This window comes from Aquimarina litoralis, from assembly GCF_019295435.1.
Taxonomy (GTDB): domain Bacteria; phylum Bacteroidota; class Bacteroidia; order Flavobacteriales; family Flavobacteriaceae; genus Aquimarina; species Aquimarina litoralis_A.
The window spans coordinates 1-21,161 of sequence record NZ_WEKL01000062.1; the positions used below are offsets into that span (position 1 = coordinate 1).

The window sequence follows — 21,161 nt, forward strand, 5'->3', positions numbered from 1 at the left end:
GGTGGTCATCACGGATACCATGCCATCGATTTTGCTACTTCATTATCTGGAGATGATAATGTGAGAGCATCAGCAGCGGGAGTAGTATCTTTTTCAGGAATTAGCGGTAGTCTATCTAGCGGTTATGGCAGATTGGTCATCATCAGACATAGTGATGGAACACGTACATATTATGCACATAATAAGACACTATTGGTAAGTCAAGGACAATCGGTACAAAAAGGACAAGTGATTGCCCTAGAAGGAACAACTGGCGGATCTACCGGAGACCATATTCATTTTGAATGGAGAGCTTCAGGAGGAAACTCACCTACTCCTGGATCATTTTCGGATGCTGGACAACCCAGACAAAACTTTATTTATCGATCTAGAAATTCATTTGGATCACAAGCAGATACACAAGCTCCAACAACCTCAATTAGCGCTACCGGAGGAAACACACAATCAGGAGATTTTACGGCAAACTATACCGATTCTGATAATATTGCAGTTACCAGAAGGTTTTATCAAGCACTAGAGCAATATGGAAATAATTGGTATGCAAATCGCGGTAACGGTTTCTTTAATGATAATTTTAATGTATTGTATTCTGGATACACTTATGGAGAAGGCAATTGGAATATCAATAACGGACATCTACGTCAATCTGATATTTCATCGGATAACACAAAATTAAACACCTATTTATCACAAAATTCCGGACTCCCCTACTTATATGAGTTCTCTGCAAAAACCATATCAACTTCTGGACCTAGAAAATTCGGCATCCACATTATGGCAGATAATCCAGACCTAAGCCAGAGAGGAAATTCTTATTTGATATGGTTTAGCGGAGAAGACAACAAGGTCAGAATCTATGAAACTGTTAATAATCAACTCAATTTTAGAACCATTGGCGATGTAATCTTAGACAATAAATGGGCTAACTACAAAATCACTTATAGTCCTGGATTTGGTGTTATTGAAATTTTTAGAAATAATAAATCATTAGTACGTTGGACAGATACAACACCCATCAAAAATGGGAGTACTATTTCTCTAAGGACCAACAAAACAATGGTAGAATTTGACGATCTAAAAGTTTACAAATTTAGAGCAACTACTAGTACTTCTATTACTGCAGGATCGGGAATTACAAAAGATATCAGAAGAAGAAATGGAAAAATCAAAAGCTTGGTGCGAGATGCAGCAGGAAATTGGTCTACTCCGGGAAATTTAGATGTTACCATTAGCTCTCTTTCCAGACAAAATACATTCATAAAAGATGACACTTTCTTAGAGAATAGCCTCATTGTATATCCTAACCCGACGAATGGAGAAGATATTAAATTGACGAATCTTTCTCAATTTAGTTCACAAATTTCTATAGCAATTATAGACATCACAGGAAGGGCATTAACATCTTTTAGAAAGAATATTAAGAAAACCGAAAATCAATCTATAGATCTGAGCAGTCACTTTACTTCTTTAGAAAACGGACACTACTTCATTCAAGTAAAGGATCATAAAGTTTCAAAAACGATATCGGTTATCAAAAAGTAAGTTTTTTGTAAGTGTGTAAAAAGGGCTCTACTCACCTGGTTAACAAAGAGTCAGAGTCCTTTTTCTTACAAAACCACTTAATAAACACGAACTCAAACACTAACTAACATCATCATGAAAACTCACAGACAATTTATTTACATAATTATTGGTTTACTATTACAACAAACAATTTGGTCCCAAGAAATTAAGTTCAAAGGAGAAAGTTCTTCTGAAAATACCATTGAATTAACTTCAAAAAGAGTTATTAGCTATACCTCGACCAATGTAAAATTTAGCAACGAAGGAGCTATTTTTCCTAAAACATCAAGCTCTAAAAAAATCATCCTTAATCCAACACAGATTTCACTTGTAAAACCAGAACCCTTTATAAGTAGTTATCTCCAATTAAAAGGGACAAACTTAGATCATGACGCTATTTTAGTTACCTATAGAACATCCGAAGAAGGAAAAAAATGGTCAGATTGGGAAGAAGTTCCTTTTGAAGGGCATTCAGATCAAATTAATGAAACAAACCTTATTACCTCTCTTTTGTATTTAGACAAATCCATATCCTTTATCCAATATGCTTTCAGTAATACGGCTAAAGACGAGATGATTTTGAAAAAAATAACACTTAAACATTACAGTCCTGGAGCTACTCCAAAAAGGATGTTAGAACAAATAAATAACACAAAATCTCAAAACATAAATCGAGCAGCTTGTAGTAGACCTTCAATAGTATCCCGGTCACAATGGGGAGCAAGACCACCAAGAAGCTCATTTCCTAATTCTAATGTTACACATCTTATAGTGCATCATGAGTTTGGATCTAATTCTAGTAATGATTGGGCCGCAAGAGTAAGATCTGTTCAAAACTTTCATATGAATTCTAATGGATGGTCAGACATTGGATATAATTTCCTTATAGATCCTAATGGGATTATATATGAAGGAAGAGCTGGTGGAGATAATGCAGTAGGTGCTCATTTTTGTGGTCGAAATCGAAATACAATTGGTGTTTGCATGCTAGGAAATTACTCTTCAGCTACTCCGAAAGTAGCCACCCAAAATTCTTTAAGCGATTTATTAGCTTGGAAAGCAGCAAAAGAAAATATTAATCCTGTTGGATCATCTTACCACTATTCTATTAATGGTTCTTTAAGAAACATTTCAGGTCATAGAGATGGAGGTGGATGTTCAGCTTGTCCCGGAGATGGAGGGTATGCAATTCTGCCTAGTATTAGAACTAGAGTACAAAACCTTATAGACAATAATTGTTCTGGAGATGGCGGAGGAGATAATGGTGATGAGACGGATAGCGAAGTACCAACTACTTCGATTAGTGCTTCTGGAGGTAATACACAAACTGGTGATTTTACAGCGAATTTTAATGATAATGACAACATAGATGTAACGAGAAGGTTTTATCAAGTGCTGGAGAAATATGGCAATAATTGGTATACGAATCGGAATAATGGCTTCTTCAATGATAATTTTAATGTTTTCTATTCAGGATATACTACAGGAGATGGTAACTGGACCAGTACTAATGGACGCTTAAGACAGTCTAACACTTCATCTGATAACACAAAATTAAGCTCTTATTTGGCTCAAAACTCAGGATTACCTTATTTATATGAATTTGCAGCAAAGGTAGAGTCCACCTCAGGACCTAGAAAGTTTGGAATTCATATCATGGCAGATGATGCAACACAGACTCAAAGAGGAAATTCTTATCTCATATGGTTTAGTGGAGAAGACAATAAAGTGCGAATCTACGAAACTGTAAATAATGTACTCAACTTTAGAGCTATCGGTAATGTATCTCAAGATAATAAATGGGCTAATTACAAAATTACATATAGTCCAGGTTTTGGAGTGATAGAAATCTTTAAAAACAATAAGTCAATTTTAAGATGGACAGATACTTCACCTATCAAAAATGGAAGTTCGATATCCTTAAGAACTAATAAAACTATGGTAGAATTTGATGATTTGAAAGTATATAAATTTAGAGATGGGAATACACAAACTATCACTGCAGGACCAGCAGTTACCAAAGACCTAAGAAGGCGTAGTGGAAAAATCAAAAGTCTGGTAAGAGATGCAGCTGGTAATTGGTCTACACCAGGGAATCTGGATGTAACCATCAGCTCTTTATCTCGTCAGAATCCAGATCTTTTAGATGACACAAAGTTTACTATACCTCATCCAATTATATATCCAAATCCAATATCAGATAACTCATTAAATCTAATATTTGGAGCAACCTCAAATACAAAAGTTATTATTTCTATATATGATCTTACTGGTAAGCTATTGAACAAAATGCTTCATATACCAACAGAAACTGGACAATCGACCTTAAATATTAGTCCAGTAATACAGAATATATACTCAGGTAATTACATTGTAAAGATTGCAAACGGAAAAAACATTTTCTATTCTCGATTATTAAAACAATAAGCAGGATAATTACTTAAAAAAAAAGCCGGATCTGAAATCAGATCCGGCTTTTTGATTATAAACTTTATACCGACTATTTTTTAACCGGTTTCCCTTTATATTTCCATTCGGTAATACCTCCATCCAGATCATAAATCTTGGTAAATCCTGCTTTTTTCATGTAAGCAGAACACTTACCACTTCTACCACCACGACCACAATAAACAGCCACAGGTTTTGATTTATCTATTTCTGAGAGTAGTGTTTCAAAGTTCTCATCCGTAAAATCAATATTTATAGCACCTTCGATATGCCCATCACCATATTCTTTAGGTGTCCTAACGTCCACTAACTGTACTTTTTCCATTTCCAGTAAAGAATCCATTTCTTCCACAGTGATAAGCTCTACAACTGCGGTATCGTTATTTTTATCATTACAATTAACAAGTAGAATCGAAAAGATAAAAACGGTTACTATTGTTTTGATTTTCATAAGTATGAGCTAATTGTTATTCGGCAACTTCACCATTCCAATTCATAAATCCGCCAAGTAAATTATACGTTGTTTCAAATCCCATTTGATTCATTAAAGTACATGCCTGTGCACTACGACCTCCTGATCTACAATACACATAATAGTTTTTGGATTTGTCAAGCTTTTCTATTTCATCAAGAAAACCTTGCCCCATTCGTATGTCTATATTAAGCATATTCGGTATAAAACCATCTTCTACTTCTTCTTCAGTTCTAACATCTAAAATTACAGCATTCGTATCTTTAGCAATAAGATCTTCCCACTGATCTTGTGTGATATCTTCGACCATATTATATTTTCATTTATTTAATTGAACGTTTGGATTTGCAATTCCTTACAAATATAAGTCTACAAGATGAAAATTACGACCATCTTGGTTCAATTATGAATAAAATTCTTTTGAATTATGCTTTTATGCTGCAACCAATTGCTTTTGTAGTTTCTACAGGAACTTTTTCTCCCTTCAATAAAGCATTAACCGCGTCTTCTACATACTTTTCATCTGCAGCAGAGGCATCTTTATAATTATTATCAATAGCTCCTATGTATCGCACTAAATTACCATTGGAAGTCTTTTCTAGGATATACACATGAGGTGTTTTAGTAGCACCGTATTGTGGATATATTTTTTGACCATCATCGAATAGATAAGGAAACGTAAATCCTTTTTCTTTTGCTCTTACCTTCATTTCATCAAAACTGTCCGTTGGATAGGCTTTAGGATTATTTGGATTAATAGCAACTACTGGATATCCTTTACTCTTAAACTTTTTATCTAATTCAATAATTCTATCTTCATAAGCTACCGAATAAGGACAGTGATTACAAGTAAAGATTACAATAAACCCTTTGGCATCCTTATAATCTTTTAAAGAAACCATCTTATCATCAATGTTCTTCAAGTTAAAATCCGTAGCAGTATCTCCTATTGTGTAACCTTTATCAGTCTCACTCACATTAACTTTGTCAATAGCAAATGCACTTACCGCGATTACTAAAACCACTACCACTAAAATTTTTAAAGTTTTCATTTTGTTTGCGTTATTAAGTTTTTCTAATATCCAAGCCCAAAAATATTGCTATAATATTTTTTTAAGTTCTCTCTCTAATTCATCATATGTAAAAGAGCGTTCATAAAAATTTGAAGTATTTCCTTTGTATATAATCGTTGCAGGAATAGATCCTGACCAATTTTCATTTACTTTCGGAATCCAAGTATTAGCATCTGGATCGTCTAGTAATACGATTTTACTTTGTATTCGTTGTTTTCTAACAAAAGGGATTAATTTAGATTCTACATGATTTGGCAAATCTAAACTTACTAATATAACCTCTACCTCTTTATCTGGATATCGACTATTAATCAATTCAAAATAAGGAAGCTCCGCCACACACGGTTTGCACCAAGTGGCCCAGAAATTAATCACACGAGTTTTCCCATCATTAATATTTAAAAGGTGCTCGAAGTTTTCAAAATCATATACTGGTATTTCCACTCCTTTGCCAGAAAAAACATTCGTAGCTTCAATAGCTATTGTTTGTTCTCCTTTGCAATTGGATAACAATATTGTCAATCCTATATATAAGACCAATTTTCGCATTATACTAAAATATTAAAACGTGTTATTACCTAAAAGGAAATTAACATGGTTTAAATAGTTCATATAGATAATTTTAGGATTTTAAGAATTCAATAATTTCGACAATAATACTATTTACGTATAGCACTAATAATAACTTTAACAAAGAATTAGTATCTATTTAGGAAGATAAAAACAATCAATCTTATACATTTGTATATACAAATATTGTACATACATATGAATATAGAAGATGTAATAAAGACTAAAGAAGAACTTCCTATTTCCAGGAAAGCTATCGTCAATATTTTATACACAGAAAACTGGATTAGTGAAAGAGTAAGTGCAGAACTTAAAACCTATGATCTTTCTATACAACAATTTAATGTACTTAGAATTCTCAAAGGTCAGAAAGGAAAACCTGCAAATCTATCGACTATTCAAGAAAGAATGGTAAGCAAAATGAGTAATACTACAAGATTGGTCGACAAGCTTATCAAAAAGGACTTCGTAAAAAGAGTCACTTGTGAGACTAACAGAAGAAAAGTAGAAATCACTATTACAAAAGAAGGTCAGCAATTCTTGGATAAAATAAGTCCAGTTATTGACAATTTTGAAAAAAAAACTACTTCAAATCTATCTGAAGAAGAACTAATTACACTCAATAATTTATTAAACAAACTTAGAAGTTAACAAGTAATCACAATTTAATAATCCTTAAAATTTTTAAAAATCATGAAAACCAAACTTAAATTAGGAATCCTTGCACTTATTGCATTCGTTACGACAACTACAATTGCCCAACAAAAAAAGATCAATGTTACGGAAAGTTCAATAGCATGGACAGGTAAGAAAATTACTGGCAAACACTCTGGTACATTGAATTTTTCCAGTGGTTTTTTAATGTTCGATAAAAACGTACTAACAGGTGGAGAATTTGCTGTTGATATGACCTCTTTACAGGTAACAGATCTTGAAGCTGGAAAAGGAAAGGAAAAACTTGAAGGGCATTTAAGCTCTGATGATTTCTTTGGTATTAAAAACCACCAAAGTGCAAAACTTGTTATAACCAAAGCTTCCAAATCAGGCAAAGGTTATAAAGTAACCGGAAACCTTACCATAAAAGGAAAAACAAACCCAATAACGTTTGATCTATCTGTAAATGGTAATTCTGCTAAGACTACTTTAAGCGTAGATAGAACTAAATATGGAATCAAATATGGGTCAGGAAGTTTCTTCGACAACCTAGGAGATAAAGCTATCAACGATGAGTTTGAATTAGCAGTAAATTTAAAAATGTAATTTTTTGTTTTTTGAATTATAATTAATTTATATATTTGAGCCAATTAAATAAAAAATGAATTTAATCTTAACAAATACTTGGTGGTGGTTATCTTATAACGAAAACGTCGTGAGATAGCTCCTGTCATATAGTTAAGTAAACATATAAAAGGCTTGTCAAATCACGACAAGCCTTTTTTTATGGACATAATTAAAGGGTATTATAAAAATATAAATATCAAAAATCTAAAATGAGTTATACATTAACCACACATTTCAAACAAATTCTGGCTGATACGATTACACCAGTAAGCGTTTATCTAAAAATTAGAGATCGATTTCCTAACAGTTTGCTCTTGGAAAGTAGTGATTACAGAGGAAACGAAAATAGTTTTTCCTATATCTGTTGCAACCCAATTGCTAACATCAAAATAGAAAATGAAACCATTTATCAGTCGTTTCCGGACAAAACTCATACTGAAACCAGTATAACTGAAGACACCAATATCCCTTTAATTATTGAAAATTTTGGACAGCAGTTCAAAACTTCAAAAAGCGACTTTAAATTTATTAATAATGGATTGTTTGGATACATTGCGTATGATGCAGTTCGCTATTTTGAAAATATAAGCATTACTAAAAAAGATGGAGCTCTCGATATACCAGATATGCAGTATACCGTATATCAAAATATAATTGCCATCAATCATTTTAATAACGAAGCTTATATTTTTGCGCATTGCTATGAATCTGAAAGTAACATTTCTGAAATAGAATCGCTGTTAAACGTTAAAAATTTTGCTTCTTATAACTTTACAACTGTTGATGAAACTACTTCCAACCTAGACGATGAACAATATAAAGAGCATGTTGCCCTAGCAAAAAAGCACTGTCAGCGAGGAGATGTTTTTCAATTAGTACTATCCAAACGTTTTTCTCAAAAATTCAAGGGAGATGAATTTAATGTATATCGCGCTTTACGAAGTATCAATCCATCTCCTTACCTATTCTATTTTGATTATGGTGATTTTAAAATATTCGGAAGTTCTCCAGAAGCTCAATTAGTGGTAAAAGATGATCTTGCTGAAATACATCCTATCGCCGGAACCTTTAAACGAACTGGTAATGATGAACAAGATGCTGAACTAGCAAAAAAGTTATCTGCAGATGAAAAGGAAAATGCAGAACATGTAATGCTAGTTGATCTGGCTCGAAATGATTTAAGCCGAAACGGAAGTGAGGTAACCGTAGAAACGTATAGAGAGGTACAATTTTACTCTCATGTGATTCACTTGGTAAGTAAGGTTACAGGAAAAAAACACAAAGATACGACTACAATGCAAGTTGTTGCCGATACCTTCCCTGCAGGAACTTTAAGTGGTGCACCAAAACATATGGCGATGCAACTTATTGAAAAATATGAAACAGTGAACAGAGATTTTTATGGAGGTGCCATTGGGTTTATGGATTTCTCAGGAAATTTTAATCATGCTATTATGATTCGAACATTTTTGAGTAAAAATCACACACTACATTGGCAGGCTGGAGCAGGATTAGTAAACGAATCCAATGAAGAAAATGAACTACAAGAAGTATACAATAAACTAGGAGCATTAACCAAAGCATTAAAACTTGCTGAAGAAATATAGGGGTGTTCCCCACGCTTAGGCTTGGGGCGGGCTATCCACGCTACATGGTAGCTAGCTACTATCCCTAACACGAGAGGCTAAAAACTAAGTAGCAAAGAATAAACGTGAAACAAAACTCAGATACTTTGAAACTCTGAGACTTTGAAACTAAATAAAAAATGAAAAAAGTATTAGTAATAGACAACTACGATTCTTTCGTGTATAATCTGGTCCATTATTTAGAGGATTTAGGTTGCGAGGTGATAGTAAAACGAAATGACCAACTACATATTGAGGAAGTAGCTGCTTTTGATAAAATATTACTTTCGCCAGGTCCTGGAATTCCAGATGAAGCTGGGCTATTAAAAGATATTATCAAAACCTATGCGGATTCCAAAAGTATTTTTGGTGTATGTCTAGGGCAACAGGCAATTGGAGAAGTTTTTGGCGGTAGCCTTATCAATCTTGATGATGTATATCATGGCGTTGCTACCAAAGTGAAACTTACCGTCTCTGACGAAGCTATTTTTGAAGGACTCAATGATTCTTTTGATGTTGGTCGATATCATTCCTGGGTAGTATCTGATCAGGATCTACCTTCTTGTCTGGAAGCCACTTCATTTGACGAGAATGGACAAATTATGTCCATCCGACATAAAGAACTAGACGTAAGAGGTGTTCAATTTCATCCAGAATCTGTTCTTACTCCTGATGGAAAGAAGATATTAGAAAATTGGATTAATAATTAGTATCTGGTATACGAAACAAGAAGTACAAAATTAAAACACACAATGAAAGCATTACTAAATAGATTAATCAATCACGAAACAATCTCTAAAGAAGAAGCAAAACAAGTTCTTGTTAATATCTCTCAAGGAGCTTACAACCAAAGTCAAATTGCTTCTTTTCTTACCGTTTATATGATGCGTAGTATTACCGTTGAAGAATTAGAAGGTTTTAGAGACGCACTGTTAGAACTATGCATTGCTGTTGACCTCAGCGAATATAATCCTATAGATCTTTGTGGTACTGGTGGAGATGGAAAAGACACTTTTAATATTTCCACCTTATCCTCTTTTGTTTCTGCAGGTGCCGGAATCAAAGTCACTAAACATGGTAATTATGGAGTTTCTTCTAAATGTGGTAGTTCTAATGTGATGGAACATCTGGGAATTAAGTTTAGTAATGATAAAGACTTTTTGAAGAAAAGTATAGATGAAGCTGGAATTTGTGTGTTGCATGCTCCTCTATTTCATCCTGCAATGAAAAATGTAGCTCCGATACGAAGAGAATTAGGAGTAAAGACGTTCTTCAATATGTTAGGCCCGATGGTAAACCCTGCATTTCCGAAGAATCAAATCGTAGGAGTTTTTAACCTTGAACTCGCAAGGATGTACGGATATCTATATCAAAATACAGATAAAAACTTTACCATTATTCATGCGTTAGATGGATATGATGAAATTTCACTTACTGGAAGTACCAAAACCATATCTAATAACACAGAAGGAATGCTTACTCCAGAAGATTTTGGAGTACAAGCTTTACAAATGGAAGATATTGTTGGTGGTGATTCTATCGAAGAATCTGCTACTATTTTCATGAACATCCTTAGTGGTAAAGGTACCCAAGCGCAGAACGATGTAGTTTGTGCCAATGCTGGTATGGCCATCGCCACTGTAGAAGGATTACAACCTAAAGAAGGCTTCGAAAAAGCAAAAGAATCCTTGCTATCAGGAAAAGGATTGACAGCCTTAAAAAAAGTACAAGAATTGAGTAAAAACTAAATAAAATTGTCATTCCAGACTTGATCTGGAATCTAAGAAAAGAGTACTAATTAATAAGATCCTGAAACAAGTTCAGGATGACAAATGATGAACATACTAAACAAAATAGTTTCCGATAAATACAAAGAAGTTGAACTTAGAAAAAGTATTATCCCAGTTCAACAACTAGAAAATTCAGTATTATTTAATAGACAAGGAAACTCCCTGGCGGAAGCCTTGCGAAAAAGTAATACCGGAATTATTGCAGAACATAAACGTAGATCTCCTTCAAAAGCAGTGATCAATCAAAAGGTAAGTGTACAAGATGTCGCTATTGGTTATGAAACCGCTGGCGTATGTGGAATGTCTGTGCTTACAGATGGAAAATATTTTGGAGGATCTTTGGATGATTTAGTACTTGCAAGAGCATCCGCATCTATGCCATTATTGCGTAAAGAGTTTATTATTGATGAATATCAGTTATTAGAAGCCAAAGCATATGGCGCAGACGTCATCTTATTAATTGCAGCAGTGCTATCGAGAGATGAAATAAAATCACTTTCTGAGTTCGCCAAAAAACTATCACTGGATGTATTATTAGAAGTACACAATTTAGAAGAATTAGAAAAATCCATCATGCCTTCTCTAGATATGCTTGGAGTTAACAATCGTAACCTTAAAACTTTTGAAGTTAGTACGGATGTAAGCAAAGAACTTAGCAAACATATTCCGGATGATTTTGTAAAAGTTTCTGAAAGCGGTATTAGTAGTATCGAAGCTATCAAAGATTTACAGCAATATGATTACGAAGGTTTTCTTATTGGTGAAAACTTTATGAAAACAGAAAATCCAGGTCAGAGCGCTATAGAATTTATAAAAGCATTGCAATCATGAAGCTAAAAGTCTGCGGAATGAAATATCAGGAAAATATGGAAGCTGTTACTGGATTACAACCAGACTATCTAGGCTTTATTTTCTATGAAAAATCACCCAGAAATTTCGATGAAGAAATTCCAAAGTTGCCTGCAACTATAAAAAAAACAGGAGTTTTTGTGGATGCAACCATAGGTTTTGTAGTTGAAAAAGTAAAAACATATGATTTTAAGGTAATTCAATTGCACGGAAGCGAATCCTCTCAATATTGTAAGGATTTACAAGCTGAGCTGGAGCGTTTTTCTGAAACAGAGAGCACTCAATCTATTGAAATATGGAAAGTTTTTTCCATCAAAGATCAATTTGATTTTGAAATACTAAAGGCTTATGAAGGAATTGTAGATTATTTTCTTTTTGATACTAAAGGAAAAGAAAAAGGAGGCAATGGATATACATTTGATTGGAGTGTTTTAAATAACTATCCATCCAAAACACCTTTTGTATTAAGTGGTGGTATTGGATTAGAAGAGATTGAAAAAGTAAAAGAAATTCTAAAAACAGATTTACCTATTCATGCCATAGATGTAAATAGTAAATTTGAAACAGCTCCAGGATTAAAAAATATTGAGGAATTAAAAATATTTAAAGAAGAATTAAATAGAATGCGTGAGGGATAGCAGTGTAAATCCCACAGCTTTGTTTTTCTTTGATTGTCATACTAAGCTTGTCGAAGTATAAACAGAGAAAAACAAAACGAGGAATTGCAACGGATAGCCCGACCTGAGGAGAGCGAAGGTCACGCCCAAAACATAAAAACAAAAAATAAAATGAGCTATCAAGTAAATGAAAAAGGATATTACGGCGACTTTGGTGGAGCATACATTCCAGAAATGCTATATCCAAATGTGGAAGAGTTACGATCCACCTATTTAGACATCATGAATGAACCTTCTTTTAAAGAAGAGTTTGATCAGCTATTACGCGATTATGTAGGTCGACCATCACCTTTGTATTATGCGAAACGACTTTCAGAGAAACATAATACGAAAGTGTATCTTAAACGTGAAGACCTGAATCATACAGGAGCACATAAGGTAAATAATACTATTGGTCAAATCCTTGTTGCCAAAAAATTAGGTAAAAACAGAATCATTGCTGAAACTGGAGCGGGACAACATGGTGTCGCTACAGCAACCGTTTGTGCTTTAATGGGTATTGAGTGTATCGTGTATATGGGAGAAATTGATATCAAACGTCAAGCTCCGAATGTAGCACGTATGAAAATGTTAGGTGCAGAAGTACGACCAGCAAAATCTGGAAGCAAAACCTTAAAAGACGCAACGAATGAAGCTATAAGAGATTGGATTAATAATCCGGTAGATACGCATTATATCATAGGTTCTGCTATTGGACCTCATCCCTACCCTGATATGGTAACTCGTTTTCAGTCTATTATTTCAGAAGAAATCAAATGGCAGTTAAAAGAAAAAGAAGGTAGAGAAAATCCGGATTATGTTGTAGCTTGTATTGGAGGAGGAAGTAATGCTGCCGGAACGTATTATCATTTCTTAGATGAACCGAGTGTTGGTATCATTGCGGTAGAAGCTGCTGGAAAAGGAGTTAATAGTGGTGAAAGCGCTGCAACTTCACAATTGGGTAAAGAAGGGATTATACATGGATGTAAAACATTATTAATGCAAACTCCTGATGGACAAATCACAGAACCTTATTCTATTTCTGCAGGATTGGATTATCCAGGAGTTGGGCCATTACATTCGCATTTGTATAAATCAGGACGTGGAGAGTTCTTTTCGGTAACCGATGATGATGCTATGACCGCTGGTTTAGAATTATCGCAATTGGAAGGAATCATTCCAGCTATTGAAACATCACATGCTTTAGCAATTTTTAATGACAAAAAATTCAAACCAGATGATATTGTAGTGATTAGTTTATCCGGAAGAGGTGATAAAGATCTAAATACGTATATCGATTATTTTAAATTGTAAAATTAGTAATGAGTATTCAGTAGTTAGTATGAAGATTCTAATGTCTGTAATGCACTATTTCTTTTACATATTACAGCTTAATACTCAATAAAATAAGAGAAACCATCTAAAAAAATTAAGAAATTGTCATTCCAGCGTAGGCTGGAATCCAGAATAAAGTAAAATGCTAAAATATCGATTATTTTAAATTGTAAAACTAAACTTGATAACAAAACATTGTCATTCCAGCGTAGGCTGGAATCTGGAATAAAACAAAATGCTAAAACCAGAACATCAGTATGCTGTATATATTCTTTCAAACAAGAAAAACGGAACACTTTATATAGGGATGACTAACAATCTTGAAAGAAGAGTTTTTGAGCATAAAAACAAATTGATTGACGGCTTTACAAAAAAGTATAACCTGAATACATCGGTTTACTTTGAAACTTATAAGTATGTAAATGATGCTATTATAAGAGAAAAATGATTAAAAACTTGGAAAAGACAATGGAAAATTAATCTTATCGAAGAAGACAATCCCTTTTGGAATGATTTGGCTTCGGATTGGTATGATTAAATAGACAGAATAGATCCTAGCCTACGCTGGGATGACAAAATAAAATAAGAGAAACCATCTAAAAAAATTAACAGCGTGTATTTAATATCAAAGTCACTTTTACTCAATACTTTATACTAAATACTCAATACTAAAAAATATGAACAGAATAAACACAGCTTTAGCACAAGATAAAAAGCTATTATCTATATATTTTACTGCAGGATATCCATCATTACATGACACGAAAAAAGTCATTCAAGATTTAGAAAAAAGTGGTGTGGATATGATTGAAATCGGATTGCCATTTAGTGATCCTTTAGCCGATGGTCCAACCATACAAGAAAGCTCTACAGTAGCTTTAAAAAATGGAATGACCACCAAATTACTTTTCGAACAACTAGAAGATATTCGAGAAACTGTAAACATTCCATTAATCATCATGGGATATTTTAATCCAATGATGCAATATGGTGTAGAAGCATTTTGCGCAAAATGCCAGGAAATAGGAATTGATGGTTTAATTATTCCAGATCTACCTGTTGCCGAGTATCATGAACAATACCAGGAAACTTTTGAAAAATATGGCTTAATCAATGTATTCCTTATTACTCCACAAACTTCTGAAGAACGCATACGTTTTATAGATAATGTTTCTAATGGGTTTATTTATATGGTAAGTTCTGCAAGTACTACAGGTGCTAAAAACACTTTTGGTAATGTACAACAAGAATATTTTGAAAGAATCGAAGGACTTCAATTAAAAAATCCACAAGTAGTAGGATTTGGAATTAGCAATAATGAAACCTTTTTACAGGCTACTAAAACAGCAAAAGGTGCCATTATTGGATCTGCTTTTATCAAACATCTAACCCAAAACGGGGTTGATACTGTAGAAGATTTCATTCAGCAAATTCGATAGTACTCAAAAAACATTAGCTAGTACATTTTTGTATAGCCTATAGTTGTTTACGTATCATACAAAACTTTTAAAAAATGAATGCTAAAAAAATATTTATATCCTTAGGGTTGATCTTATTTATAGCTGTTATTTTCTTGTTTTTGTATATAAGAGCACTTGGTTCCATGTGGGTACTTAATGAACCAGATGACAGCCCCTATTTTTTAACTACTGAACCAGTTGAAGTCAAAGGTATATTAGTTCCAAAAGGAACCAAAATTACCTATGAAAAACGTTGGTTTAGAAAAAAAAATGAACACAAAGAACCTTTAGATGAAAAGGATATTACTGAAATTGATTTTCATGAAGAAGCCACTATAAAATGGGCTGGAGTGCCTATTACTTCGATTGTAAAATTCTTTAATCCAGAAATGAAAGGTTTTTCTGTTTATGCTGATTTCAATAGATTACAAGAAGAGGAACAAACTCAATTTTCTATGATGTGGAAAAGTTGTAATGATGATTTAGGAATAACGGTAGAAAACGTAAATGACTGGTCTTTCAACAAAAAAAATATTTTAGATATAGAATCGTGCAGTGTTAATTATCAAAGATATTTCAGTGATGATACAAATCAACAAATGTATTTAGACAGTTTATATCATAAGATGATGAATTTAAAGTAAGTAATCTACAAAATGATGCTTATCTTAGATGATTATATCAACTTTAAATAAAAACAACAGCTACTTATAATGAGTTTTATTTCAATCCCTCTGATCATCGCCATTATTCTGATTGTCGTATTCATCAAATGGTTTAAACCAGGGTTTTTAGAATTTAAAAAAGATATTCAGAAAAAACCAGAAGGATTATTAGATATCGATGATCGGTATAACGTTACTAAAGTTGAAAAGGAAAAAGAACTCAATGATCTATTAGAAAAAATAAACGATCAAGGAATCGACAGACTAAGCAAAACAGAAAGAGAACGATTGGAAGAACTATCGAAATAGCTCACTATTCTTTTTTGAATAAATTATCCAGAAATTTCTCTAATTTTTCTCTCTTTAACTCCTGAATATTCAACTTTACTTTTGATATAAAACCATAAGAACTTCCTTCTATTCTCATGGCACCCGAAATATATAGATTATCTTCATAATCTAAATGCATTTTACTGAGATCAAGAATAGGATACTTTAGATACAGAGAAGTAACACCTTCTACCCCATAATTCGTATCCACTTCTCCTGTAGACAATAACTTTTTGATTAATATCTCGAACTCGTTATCAAGACTTGATGAAATAATAAATATTTCTCCACTTTTGTTCACCACAAAATTAGTATTGTAGATATCCGCACTGTAACTCATTTTTCCCATATCGAAAAAAGAAGTGTCACGATTTCCTTCTACATCGTATTTACGAATATGATAAACTCCTTCACTATCATCTTCCATCTGAGAAGTGTAGAGCTTTTCATTAGATAACACAATATGATCAAATGATTGATAGTTTTCTTCGATCGTGATGCAATCCAGTTTATTATATGCCATTTGATCGCTATCTAAACTTGCTAAATAGGTAGCTTGTTCTTGCCCATCATCAATCGATTCTGAATAGGCTAATAACAACTGATCATTATCCATAGCAGCACAATTAAGCGTAAAGTTATGATCGTCATACAATCCTGAAGACAATGTCTCTCCGGCATTGGAAAGTTTTAATATTCCTATTTTTTCCTTTTTTGCAGCACTATTCGTCGTAAAGTTTTGAACTTTTGCTACAACAATGATTTCATCATTAGCAGAAGCATGGATAGATTGACCATAATTATCGTCAAAATTATCCATAATGTTCTTTTTGTAATATCCGCTACTTCCAAAACCAACATTCATATTTCCATCTTCATAAAATTCATTGACAGAAACCATCCAGCTATGACCATTCCAAAAGTTAGATAATACTAACACACTACCATCTAATTTAGCATCAATTGCTACAGGAATTGTATACTCATTATTTAAACCTGTTGTACTTGCAAAAAAATCTGTCTCCTTCATTCCGTTTTTATGCAAACGGACTAAGTTCTTTTTAGAATCTGCTTCGTATAAAACATTGATTTTACTTTCTGCTACAACATCAAAATCAATGATATGGGATGATTCCATCCCTAATTCTTTCAATACCAATAAACCATCTCTAGAAAACTCCACGTCAAATTGCTGCGCAAAAGTATGCCCAACTAGTAGGTAGAAAAAAACAAGTAAACAATGAATTCTCATAACGAAATATCCTAGTAACTATTTTTAGTCACCTTCGCTAAGAGGTATTATTTCAGATGCAGATTAGGGGGACGCAAATAAATCCTTGTTTGTATTTTAAAACAATTAGTTTATTTTTAATCTGGCGTCAAAAAAAAGAATTAATCTTTTATAATGCAAGATTTTTCTTAATAATAAAACATTAATAACGTTAATAAACTCAAAATAATATTTCATGCCTAGATTTATTTTAAATTTAATACTATGCCTATGTTGTAATGTCTTAATTGCTCAAGGAGATTTTTACAAAAAACTATCCGATGCTACCTTAACCTTAACGGAGCAAGAGGTTACATACGATCCTTCTTACTTTTCAATTTCATATCCAAATGGTGATGTTCCCAGTGATAAAGGAGTTTGTACAGATGTTGTTATCAGAGCATATCGAAAATTAGGGATTGATCTACAAAAGGAAGTACATGAGGATATGAAAGTCAATTTTAGCAAGTATCCTAAAAATTGGGGATTATCCAAAACTGATAAAAATATCGATCATCGAAGAGTTCCTAATTTAATGAAATTCTTTTCTAGGTTTGGTACCGTAAAATCTATTTCTGATCAGGCATCGTCTTATCTTCCTGGAGATATCGTTTGTTGGAGTTTAGGAGGTGGTCTTACCCATATTGGATTGGTTGTACATAAAAAATCCCGTGATCAGCAGCGATATTTGATTGTTCATAATATTGGTGGCGGACAAGTATTGGCAGATTGCCTATTCGATTATAAGATCATAGGGCATTATCGCTATCAGAAATAAGCTATACATCCACTAAAAAAACTCTCGATACTGCATCACTCTAAAGTCTATTGTATTGAATTTAGGATTCTCGTTTTTTAGATCTTTATATAATTGCAAACTTCCAATGGATCGATTCGCTGCTCCAGAAGGAGCGGTTAAGGAAACAGTTTTAATGATTCGATTATCTAATGCAAAGCTATGTATTCTAGGAATTTCATTAGAAACTATTTCTAGCTTTAATTGATATTCTTTAAGATGTTTTCTAAAAAAATATTCTGGTCCATTTTTACTATTGCCACCTGTAAATATCAGCGTATCTATTTTTGGATATTGTTTTAAATAAGAAACAATATCCCGTAATTTTGGGTCTTTCATTCCTAAATCAGAAGCATCTACTTTTTCGCGAAGGCAACTCCCCACAATATCACAAACTCCTATTTCTCGTGAAGTTAAAAAGGACCTTCGTTGTTCTGCAGCTTCGTGAGTAGTTTCATATTTTAGATGTAGCTCAAAAATTTTATCCAAAACAGGCCATAGCAAACCATTACTACTTCCGTAACAAAAATCAACATCTCTTTCATTTAATTCTCCTGTTGTAAATCTAGGTGGTGGTAATGTCCCTACAATCAATTTAGTAGCGCCTTCAGGAAAGAATGGTTCGTATGGGTGTATATGTTTGAACACTCGTAGTTAGAATTTATGCTTCGCCAAGTTAAAAAGATTTATAAAAAAGTCTATTGATTACTAACAAAGATTCCCTTTTACCTACAAAACTTTCTTCGCTCGTTAAAAACAATGAAATAGAATATATAAAACCTAAACAAAACAGCCGTGTAATGTATACAAATAACCAATTACCTCATGCAAATACACACGTGCACTCTCCAAACACTCATGTGCACCGCCAAAACTTCCACTGGATGTGTGCAAATCATCACGTACCCTGGCAAAATTTCAGCTGGACGTGTGCAAATTAACGCTTGCACTGTCAAAATTTCAGCTGGAGGCATGCAAATTACCAATGAATGTGTGCAAATTCACACTTACAGTAAGAAAATCTGTATTTGTATTGGAAAAATTAAAAGTAAGAAAAAAGAATCCACTCTATTTTTTTAAGATATCCTTTCTAAAAACTTCGATTCTCTAAAACTGGAAATAGATAAATGGTTGGAAATCGGCAGCATATGTCTGATAACATATGATTGCTACTACGGTGGCAATAAGACCTTTTATAACGATATGACTTTTTATAAATTGATCCAATATCCAATCTTTGGTTTTATAGGGTAACCAATGCGTTATATACCCAATAAGCATTACGATAAATACGATTCTATATTCCCATAATACTGCCAAAGCATTACCCCAATCCATATTCGTCATAACCGCCTGATAGAAACGATCTATATGATCCATACTATTACCTCTAAAATAAATTCGAGTAAAAGTGATAAAGACAAAAGTCAGTGCAATTCGCCATAATAGCGCATACCAAGCTTTGGAATTTTCATAAGGACTAATTTTACGCCAATATTTATAGGTTACAATTCCAATCCCGTTTAATCCTCCCCAAATCACAAACTTCCAAGAGGCTCCATGCCATAGTCCACCTACTAGCATGGTAATCATAATGTTTACATTTCGATTAAAATGCCAAGCTACGGTAGAAGAAAATACGGTTATGATGAGTAAAAAACCTATGAAAGCTGTGGAAATAATAGCAATCCCAAAATCAGCAAAGGCAAAGGCTCCTAAAAAAGTAAATACGATAATAAACACATAAGAAAAAATACTTCCATTACGATTTCCTCCAATTGGGATATATAAATAGTCTTTTAACCAACTAGACAAGGATATATGCCAACGTTTCCAGAAATCACCACAATGTATAGCTTTATAGGGCGAGTTAAAATTGACAGGTAACTTGTATCCCATAAGTAATGCCAATCCTATCGCGATATCTGTATATCCAGAGAAATCACCATAAATCTGCAACGAATATCCAATCATGGCCATGATATTTGTAAAACCAGAAAACATATCCGGCACATCAAATACACGATCCATAAAATTCATGGCTATAAAATCTGCAAACAACATCTTTTTGATCAATCCTTTTAGAATCATAAAAGTTGCATTTCCAAAATCTTCTTTAGTAATTGAAATTTCCTTTCGTATTTGAGGAACAAAATCCGCTGCTCTTACAATAGGACCTGCTACTAACTGTGGAAAGAAACTCACAAAAAAACCAAAATCAATAATAGACTTTAACGGCTCTATTTGTTTTCTATAGATATCTACACTATAACTAATGGTCTGGAAGGTATAAAACGAAATTCCAACCGGTAAAATGATGGTATCAACAGTAAAATAATCTATATCTGCCCATGAATTGGCAAACTGTGCTAAATAATTGATCACTTCATAATCTGTATCAAAAAGAGCATTATAGGATTCTGTAAAGAAATAAGCATATTTAAAATAACAGAGGGTACTCAGGTTAATAATTACACTTATAGCAACCAGTAGTTTTTTTACAACAACAGATTTACTGTAATAAATACCTTTCCCAAGAAAAAAGTCATTTACCGTACTAAAAAGTAAAATACCTATAAACAGACCACTGGTTTTATAATAAAAGAGTAAACTGATAGCAAATAGATATGCGCTACGCAAACTCTTTTTACTATAAATGATCGCATACAAAAAGTAGATAACTGCAAAGAAAATCCAGAAATCTGCTTGCGTAAATATCAAAGGAAAATCCTCTGAAAAAGAAAAAATATCTATTAACCTATTCATTAATAATTTGATTCAAAACAGAATTAGGAGCTAACTGCAATTCTTTTTCCCATGAATTGGTCAGCGCTTGTAACAATAAATCTGCTTTAATTCTATATCCCAATTGTGTAAAATGTATTCTATCTTTTGGCATCAGTTTGTTCTGATACCAATCTCTGGAAGAGTTAAAACCYCCCATTATTTMATAAAAATCCCAAACCGCCATTTTATGC

The 21,161-nt window shown here is 33.1% G+C and carries 23 protein-coding genes; 15 read left to right on the forward strand and 8 right to left on the reverse strand.

Annotation, left to right across the window (positions count from 1 at the left end; genetic code table 11):
• A partial coding sequence (locus GBO31_RS21485; RefSeq protein WP_219010557.1) for a peptidoglycan DD-metalloendopeptidase family protein occupies positions 1-1,542 on the forward strand: 1,542 nt, incomplete at its 5' end.
• 114 nt (positions 1,543-1,656) lie between these two features.
• Positions 1,657-3,990: an N-acetylmuramoyl-L-alanine amidase gene (locus tag GBO31_RS21490; RefSeq protein WP_219010559.1), complete on the forward strand. Its 2,334-nt coding sequence runs from the start codon at positions 1,657-1,659 to the stop codon at positions 3,988-3,990.
• Between the two features lie 73 nt (positions 3,991-4,063).
• Here the strand turns inward: GBO31_RS21490 and GBO31_RS21495 are convergent, their stop codons facing one another.
• From GBO31_RS21495 to GBO31_RS21510, 4 genes are all read right to left on the reverse strand, one after another.
• On the reverse strand, positions 4,064-4,462 hold the full coding sequence (locus tag GBO31_RS21495) for a rhodanese-like domain-containing protein (protein ID WP_219010561.1): 399 nt from the start codon (positions 4,460-4,462) through the stop codon (positions 4,064-4,066).
• A gap of 16 nt (positions 4,463-4,478) precedes the next feature.
• Positions 4,479-4,793 carry a rhodanese-like domain-containing protein gene (locus tag GBO31_RS21500; RefSeq protein WP_219010564.1) on the reverse strand — a complete coding sequence of 105 codons (315 nt, stop codon included), beginning with the start codon at positions 4,791-4,793 and terminating at the stop codon, positions 4,479-4,481.
• 115 nt (positions 4,794-4,908) lie between these two features.
• Entirely contained in the window at positions 4,909-5,535 is a 627-nt protein-coding gene (locus tag GBO31_RS21505) for a thioredoxin family protein (protein WP_219010565.1), read from the reverse strand.
• Positions 5,536-5,583: 48 nt separating this feature from the next.
• Positions 5,584-6,105, reverse strand: a complete 522-nt coding sequence (locus tag GBO31_RS21510) for a TlpA family protein disulfide reductase (RefSeq protein WP_219010566.1) — start codon at positions 6,103-6,105, stop codon at positions 5,584-5,586.
• Positions 6,106-6,324: 219 nt separating this feature from the next.
• Between GBO31_RS21510 and GBO31_RS21515 the strand changes: the two genes are divergently transcribed.
• The 12 genes from GBO31_RS21515 to GBO31_RS21570 all read left to right on the forward strand — a co-directional run bounded on the left by GBO31_RS21515 (position 6,325) and on the right by GBO31_RS21570 (position 16,096).
• Positions 6,325-6,777: a MarR family winged helix-turn-helix transcriptional regulator gene (locus tag GBO31_RS21515; protein ID WP_219010567.1), complete on the forward strand. Its 453-nt coding sequence runs from the start codon at positions 6,325-6,327 to the stop codon at positions 6,775-6,777.
• Positions 6,778-6,819: 42 nt separating this feature from the next.
• Positions 6,820-7,386: a YceI family protein gene (locus GBO31_RS21520; RefSeq protein WP_219010569.1), complete on the forward strand. Its 567-nt coding sequence runs from the start codon at positions 6,820-6,822 to the stop codon at positions 7,384-7,386.
• Positions 7,387-7,616: 230 nt separating this feature from the next.
• Complete coding sequence (locus tag GBO31_RS21525) at positions 7,617-9,014, forward strand: anthranilate synthase component I family protein (RefSeq protein ID WP_219010572.1); 1,398 nt, start codon at positions 7,617-7,619, stop codon at positions 9,012-9,014.
• Between the two features lie 158 nt (positions 9,015-9,172).
• On the forward strand, positions 9,173-9,742 hold the full coding sequence (locus GBO31_RS21530; RefSeq protein WP_219010573.1) for an anthranilate synthase component II: 570 nt from the start codon (positions 9,173-9,175) through the stop codon (positions 9,740-9,742).
• A gap of 42 nt (positions 9,743-9,784) precedes the next feature.
• Positions 9,785-10,780: an anthranilate phosphoribosyltransferase gene (gene trpD / locus GBO31_RS21535; RefSeq protein WP_219010582.1), complete on the forward strand. Its 996-nt coding sequence runs from the start codon at positions 9,785-9,787 to the stop codon at positions 10,778-10,780.
• An 87-nt stretch (positions 10,781-10,867) separates the two neighbouring features.
• Positions 10,868-11,653, forward strand: coding sequence for an indole-3-glycerol phosphate synthase TrpC (gene trpC, locus GBO31_RS21540; RefSeq protein ID WP_219010599.1), 786 nt, complete (start codon positions 10,868-10,870; stop codon positions 11,651-11,653).
• Positions 11,650-12,309, forward strand: coding sequence for a phosphoribosylanthranilate isomerase (locus tag GBO31_RS21545; protein WP_246615947.1), 660 nt, complete (start codon positions 11,650-11,652; stop codon positions 12,307-12,309). The genes trpC and GBO31_RS21545 overlap by 4 nt, the downstream gene beginning before the upstream one ends.
• A gap of 150 nt (positions 12,310-12,459) precedes the next feature.
• Positions 12,460-13,641: a tryptophan synthase subunit beta gene (gene trpB / locus GBO31_RS21550; RefSeq protein ID WP_219010584.1), complete on the forward strand. Its 1,182-nt coding sequence runs from the start codon at positions 12,460-12,462 to the stop codon at positions 13,639-13,641.
• Positions 13,642-13,897: 256 nt separating this feature from the next.
• A complete protein-coding gene (locus GBO31_RS21555; RefSeq protein ID WP_343211333.1) occupies positions 13,898-14,110 on the forward strand; it encodes a GIY-YIG nuclease family protein in 213 nt (70 codons plus the stop codon).
• A 229-nt stretch (positions 14,111-14,339) separates the two neighbouring features.
• Positions 14,340-15,101, forward strand: coding sequence for a tryptophan synthase subunit alpha (trpA, locus tag GBO31_RS21560; RefSeq protein WP_219010586.1), 762 nt, complete (start codon positions 14,340-14,342; stop codon positions 15,099-15,101).
• A 74-nt stretch (positions 15,102-15,175) separates the two neighbouring features.
• The gene (locus GBO31_RS21565) at positions 15,176-15,766 is read left to right on the forward strand and encodes a hypothetical protein (protein WP_219010588.1); all 591 of its coding nucleotides are present in this window, start codon (positions 15,176-15,178) and stop codon (positions 15,764-15,766) included.
• A gap of 69 nt (positions 15,767-15,835) precedes the next feature.
• Positions 15,836-16,096 carry a DUF6576 domain-containing protein gene (locus GBO31_RS21570; RefSeq protein ID WP_219010590.1) on the forward strand — a complete coding sequence of 87 codons (261 nt, stop codon included), beginning with the start codon at positions 15,836-15,838 and terminating at the stop codon, positions 16,094-16,096.
• Between the two features lie 4 nt (positions 16,097-16,100).
• Here the strand turns inward: GBO31_RS21570 and GBO31_RS21575 are convergent, their stop codons facing one another.
• Positions 16,101-17,369 (reverse strand): hypothetical protein, encoded by a 1,269-nt coding sequence (locus GBO31_RS21575; RefSeq protein ID WP_219010592.1) that lies wholly within the window; start codon positions 17,367-17,369, stop codon positions 16,101-16,103.
• Between the two features lie 214 nt (positions 17,370-17,583).
• Here GBO31_RS21575 and GBO31_RS21580 point away from each other — a divergent pair, with 214 nt between their 5' ends.
• A complete protein-coding gene (locus tag GBO31_RS21580; protein ID WP_219010593.1) occupies positions 17,584-18,165 on the forward strand; it encodes a DUF1287 domain-containing protein in 582 nt (193 codons plus the stop codon).
• Positions 18,166-18,177: 12 nt separating this feature from the next.
• Here the strand turns inward: GBO31_RS21580 and GBO31_RS21585 are convergent, their stop codons facing one another.
• The 3 genes from GBO31_RS21585 to GBO31_RS21595 form a co-directional block, all read right to left on the reverse strand.
• The gene (locus GBO31_RS21585; RefSeq protein WP_219010595.1) at positions 18,178-18,831 is read right to left on the reverse strand and encodes a uracil-DNA glycosylase family protein; all 654 of its coding nucleotides are present in this window, start codon (positions 18,829-18,831) and stop codon (positions 18,178-18,180) included.
• 459 nt (positions 18,832-19,290) lie between these two features.
• The gene (locus GBO31_RS21590) at positions 19,291-20,949 is read right to left on the reverse strand and encodes an MBOAT family O-acyltransferase (RefSeq protein ID WP_219010597.1); all 1,659 of its coding nucleotides are present in this window, start codon (positions 20,947-20,949) and stop codon (positions 19,291-19,293) included.
• Positions 20,942-21,161 (reverse strand): hypothetical protein (locus GBO31_RS21595; RefSeq protein WP_429725822.1); only part of this gene is annotated, 220 nt, incomplete at its 5' end. The genes GBO31_RS21595 and GBO31_RS21590, both read right to left, overlap by 8 nt.

Bases quoted from the DNA above. Each gene is read 5' to 3' on its own strand.
- GBO31_RS21490 (WP_219010559.1), top strand. From the start codon at position 1,657: ATGAAAACTCACAGACAATTTATTTACATAATTATTGGTTTACTATTA.
- GBO31_RS21495 (WP_219010561.1), bottom strand. From the start codon at position 4,462: ATGAAAATCAAAACAATAGTAACCGTTTTTATCTTTTCGATTCTACTT.
- GBO31_RS21500 (WP_219010564.1), bottom strand. From the start codon at position 4,793: ATGGTCGAAGATATCACACAAGATCAGTGGGAAGATCTTATTGCTAAA.
- GBO31_RS21505 (WP_219010565.1), bottom strand. From the start codon at position 5,535: ATGAAAACTTTAAAAATTTTAGTGGTAGTGGTTTTAGTAATCGCGGTA.
- GBO31_RS21510 (WP_219010566.1), bottom strand. From the start codon at position 6,105: ATGCGAAAATTGGTCTTATATATAGGATTGACAATATTGTTATCCAAT.
- GBO31_RS21515 (WP_219010567.1), top strand. From the start codon at position 6,325: ATGAATATAGAAGATGTAATAAAGACTAAAGAAGAACTTCCTATTTCC.
- GBO31_RS21520 (WP_219010569.1), top strand. From the start codon at position 6,820: ATGAAAACCAAACTTAAATTAGGAATCCTTGCACTTATTGCATTCGTT.
- GBO31_RS21525 (WP_219010572.1), top strand. From the start codon at position 7,617: ATGAGTTATACATTAACCACACATTTCAAACAAATTCTGGCTGATACG.
- GBO31_RS21530 (WP_219010573.1), top strand. From the start codon at position 9,173: ATGAAAAAAGTATTAGTAATAGACAACTACGATTCTTTCGTGTATAAT.
- trpD (WP_219010582.1), top strand. From the start codon at position 9,785: ATGAAAGCATTACTAAATAGATTAATCAATCACGAAACAATCTCTAAA.
- trpC (WP_219010599.1), top strand. From the start codon at position 10,868: ATGAACATACTAAACAAAATAGTTTCCGATAAATACAAAGAAGTTGAA.
- GBO31_RS21545 (WP_246615947.1), top strand. From the start codon at position 11,650: ATGAAGCTAAAAGTCTGCGGAATGAAATATCAGGAAAATATGGAAGCT.
- trpB (WP_219010584.1), top strand. From the start codon at position 12,460: ATGAGCTATCAAGTAAATGAAAAAGGATATTACGGCGACTTTGGTGGA.
- GBO31_RS21555 (WP_343211333.1), top strand. From the start codon at position 13,898: ATGCTAAAACCAGAACATCAGTATGCTGTATATATTCTTTCAAACAAG.
- trpA (WP_219010586.1), top strand. From the start codon at position 14,340: ATGAACAGAATAAACACAGCTTTAGCACAAGATAAAAAGCTATTATCT.
- GBO31_RS21565 (WP_219010588.1), top strand. From the start codon at position 15,176: ATGAATGCTAAAAAAATATTTATATCCTTAGGGTTGATCTTATTTATA.
- GBO31_RS21570 (WP_219010590.1), top strand. From the start codon at position 15,836: ATGAGTTTTATTTCAATCCCTCTGATCATCGCCATTATTCTGATTGTC.
- GBO31_RS21575 (WP_219010592.1), bottom strand. From the start codon at position 17,369: ATGAGAATTCATTGTTTACTTGTTTTTTTCTACCTACTAGTTGGGCAT.
- GBO31_RS21580 (WP_219010593.1), top strand. From the start codon at position 17,584: ATGCCTAGATTTATTTTAAATTTAATACTATGCCTATGTTGTAATGTC.
- GBO31_RS21590 (WP_219010597.1), bottom strand. From the start codon at position 20,949: ATGAATAGGTTAATAGATATTTTTTCTTTTTCAGAGGATTTTCCTTTG.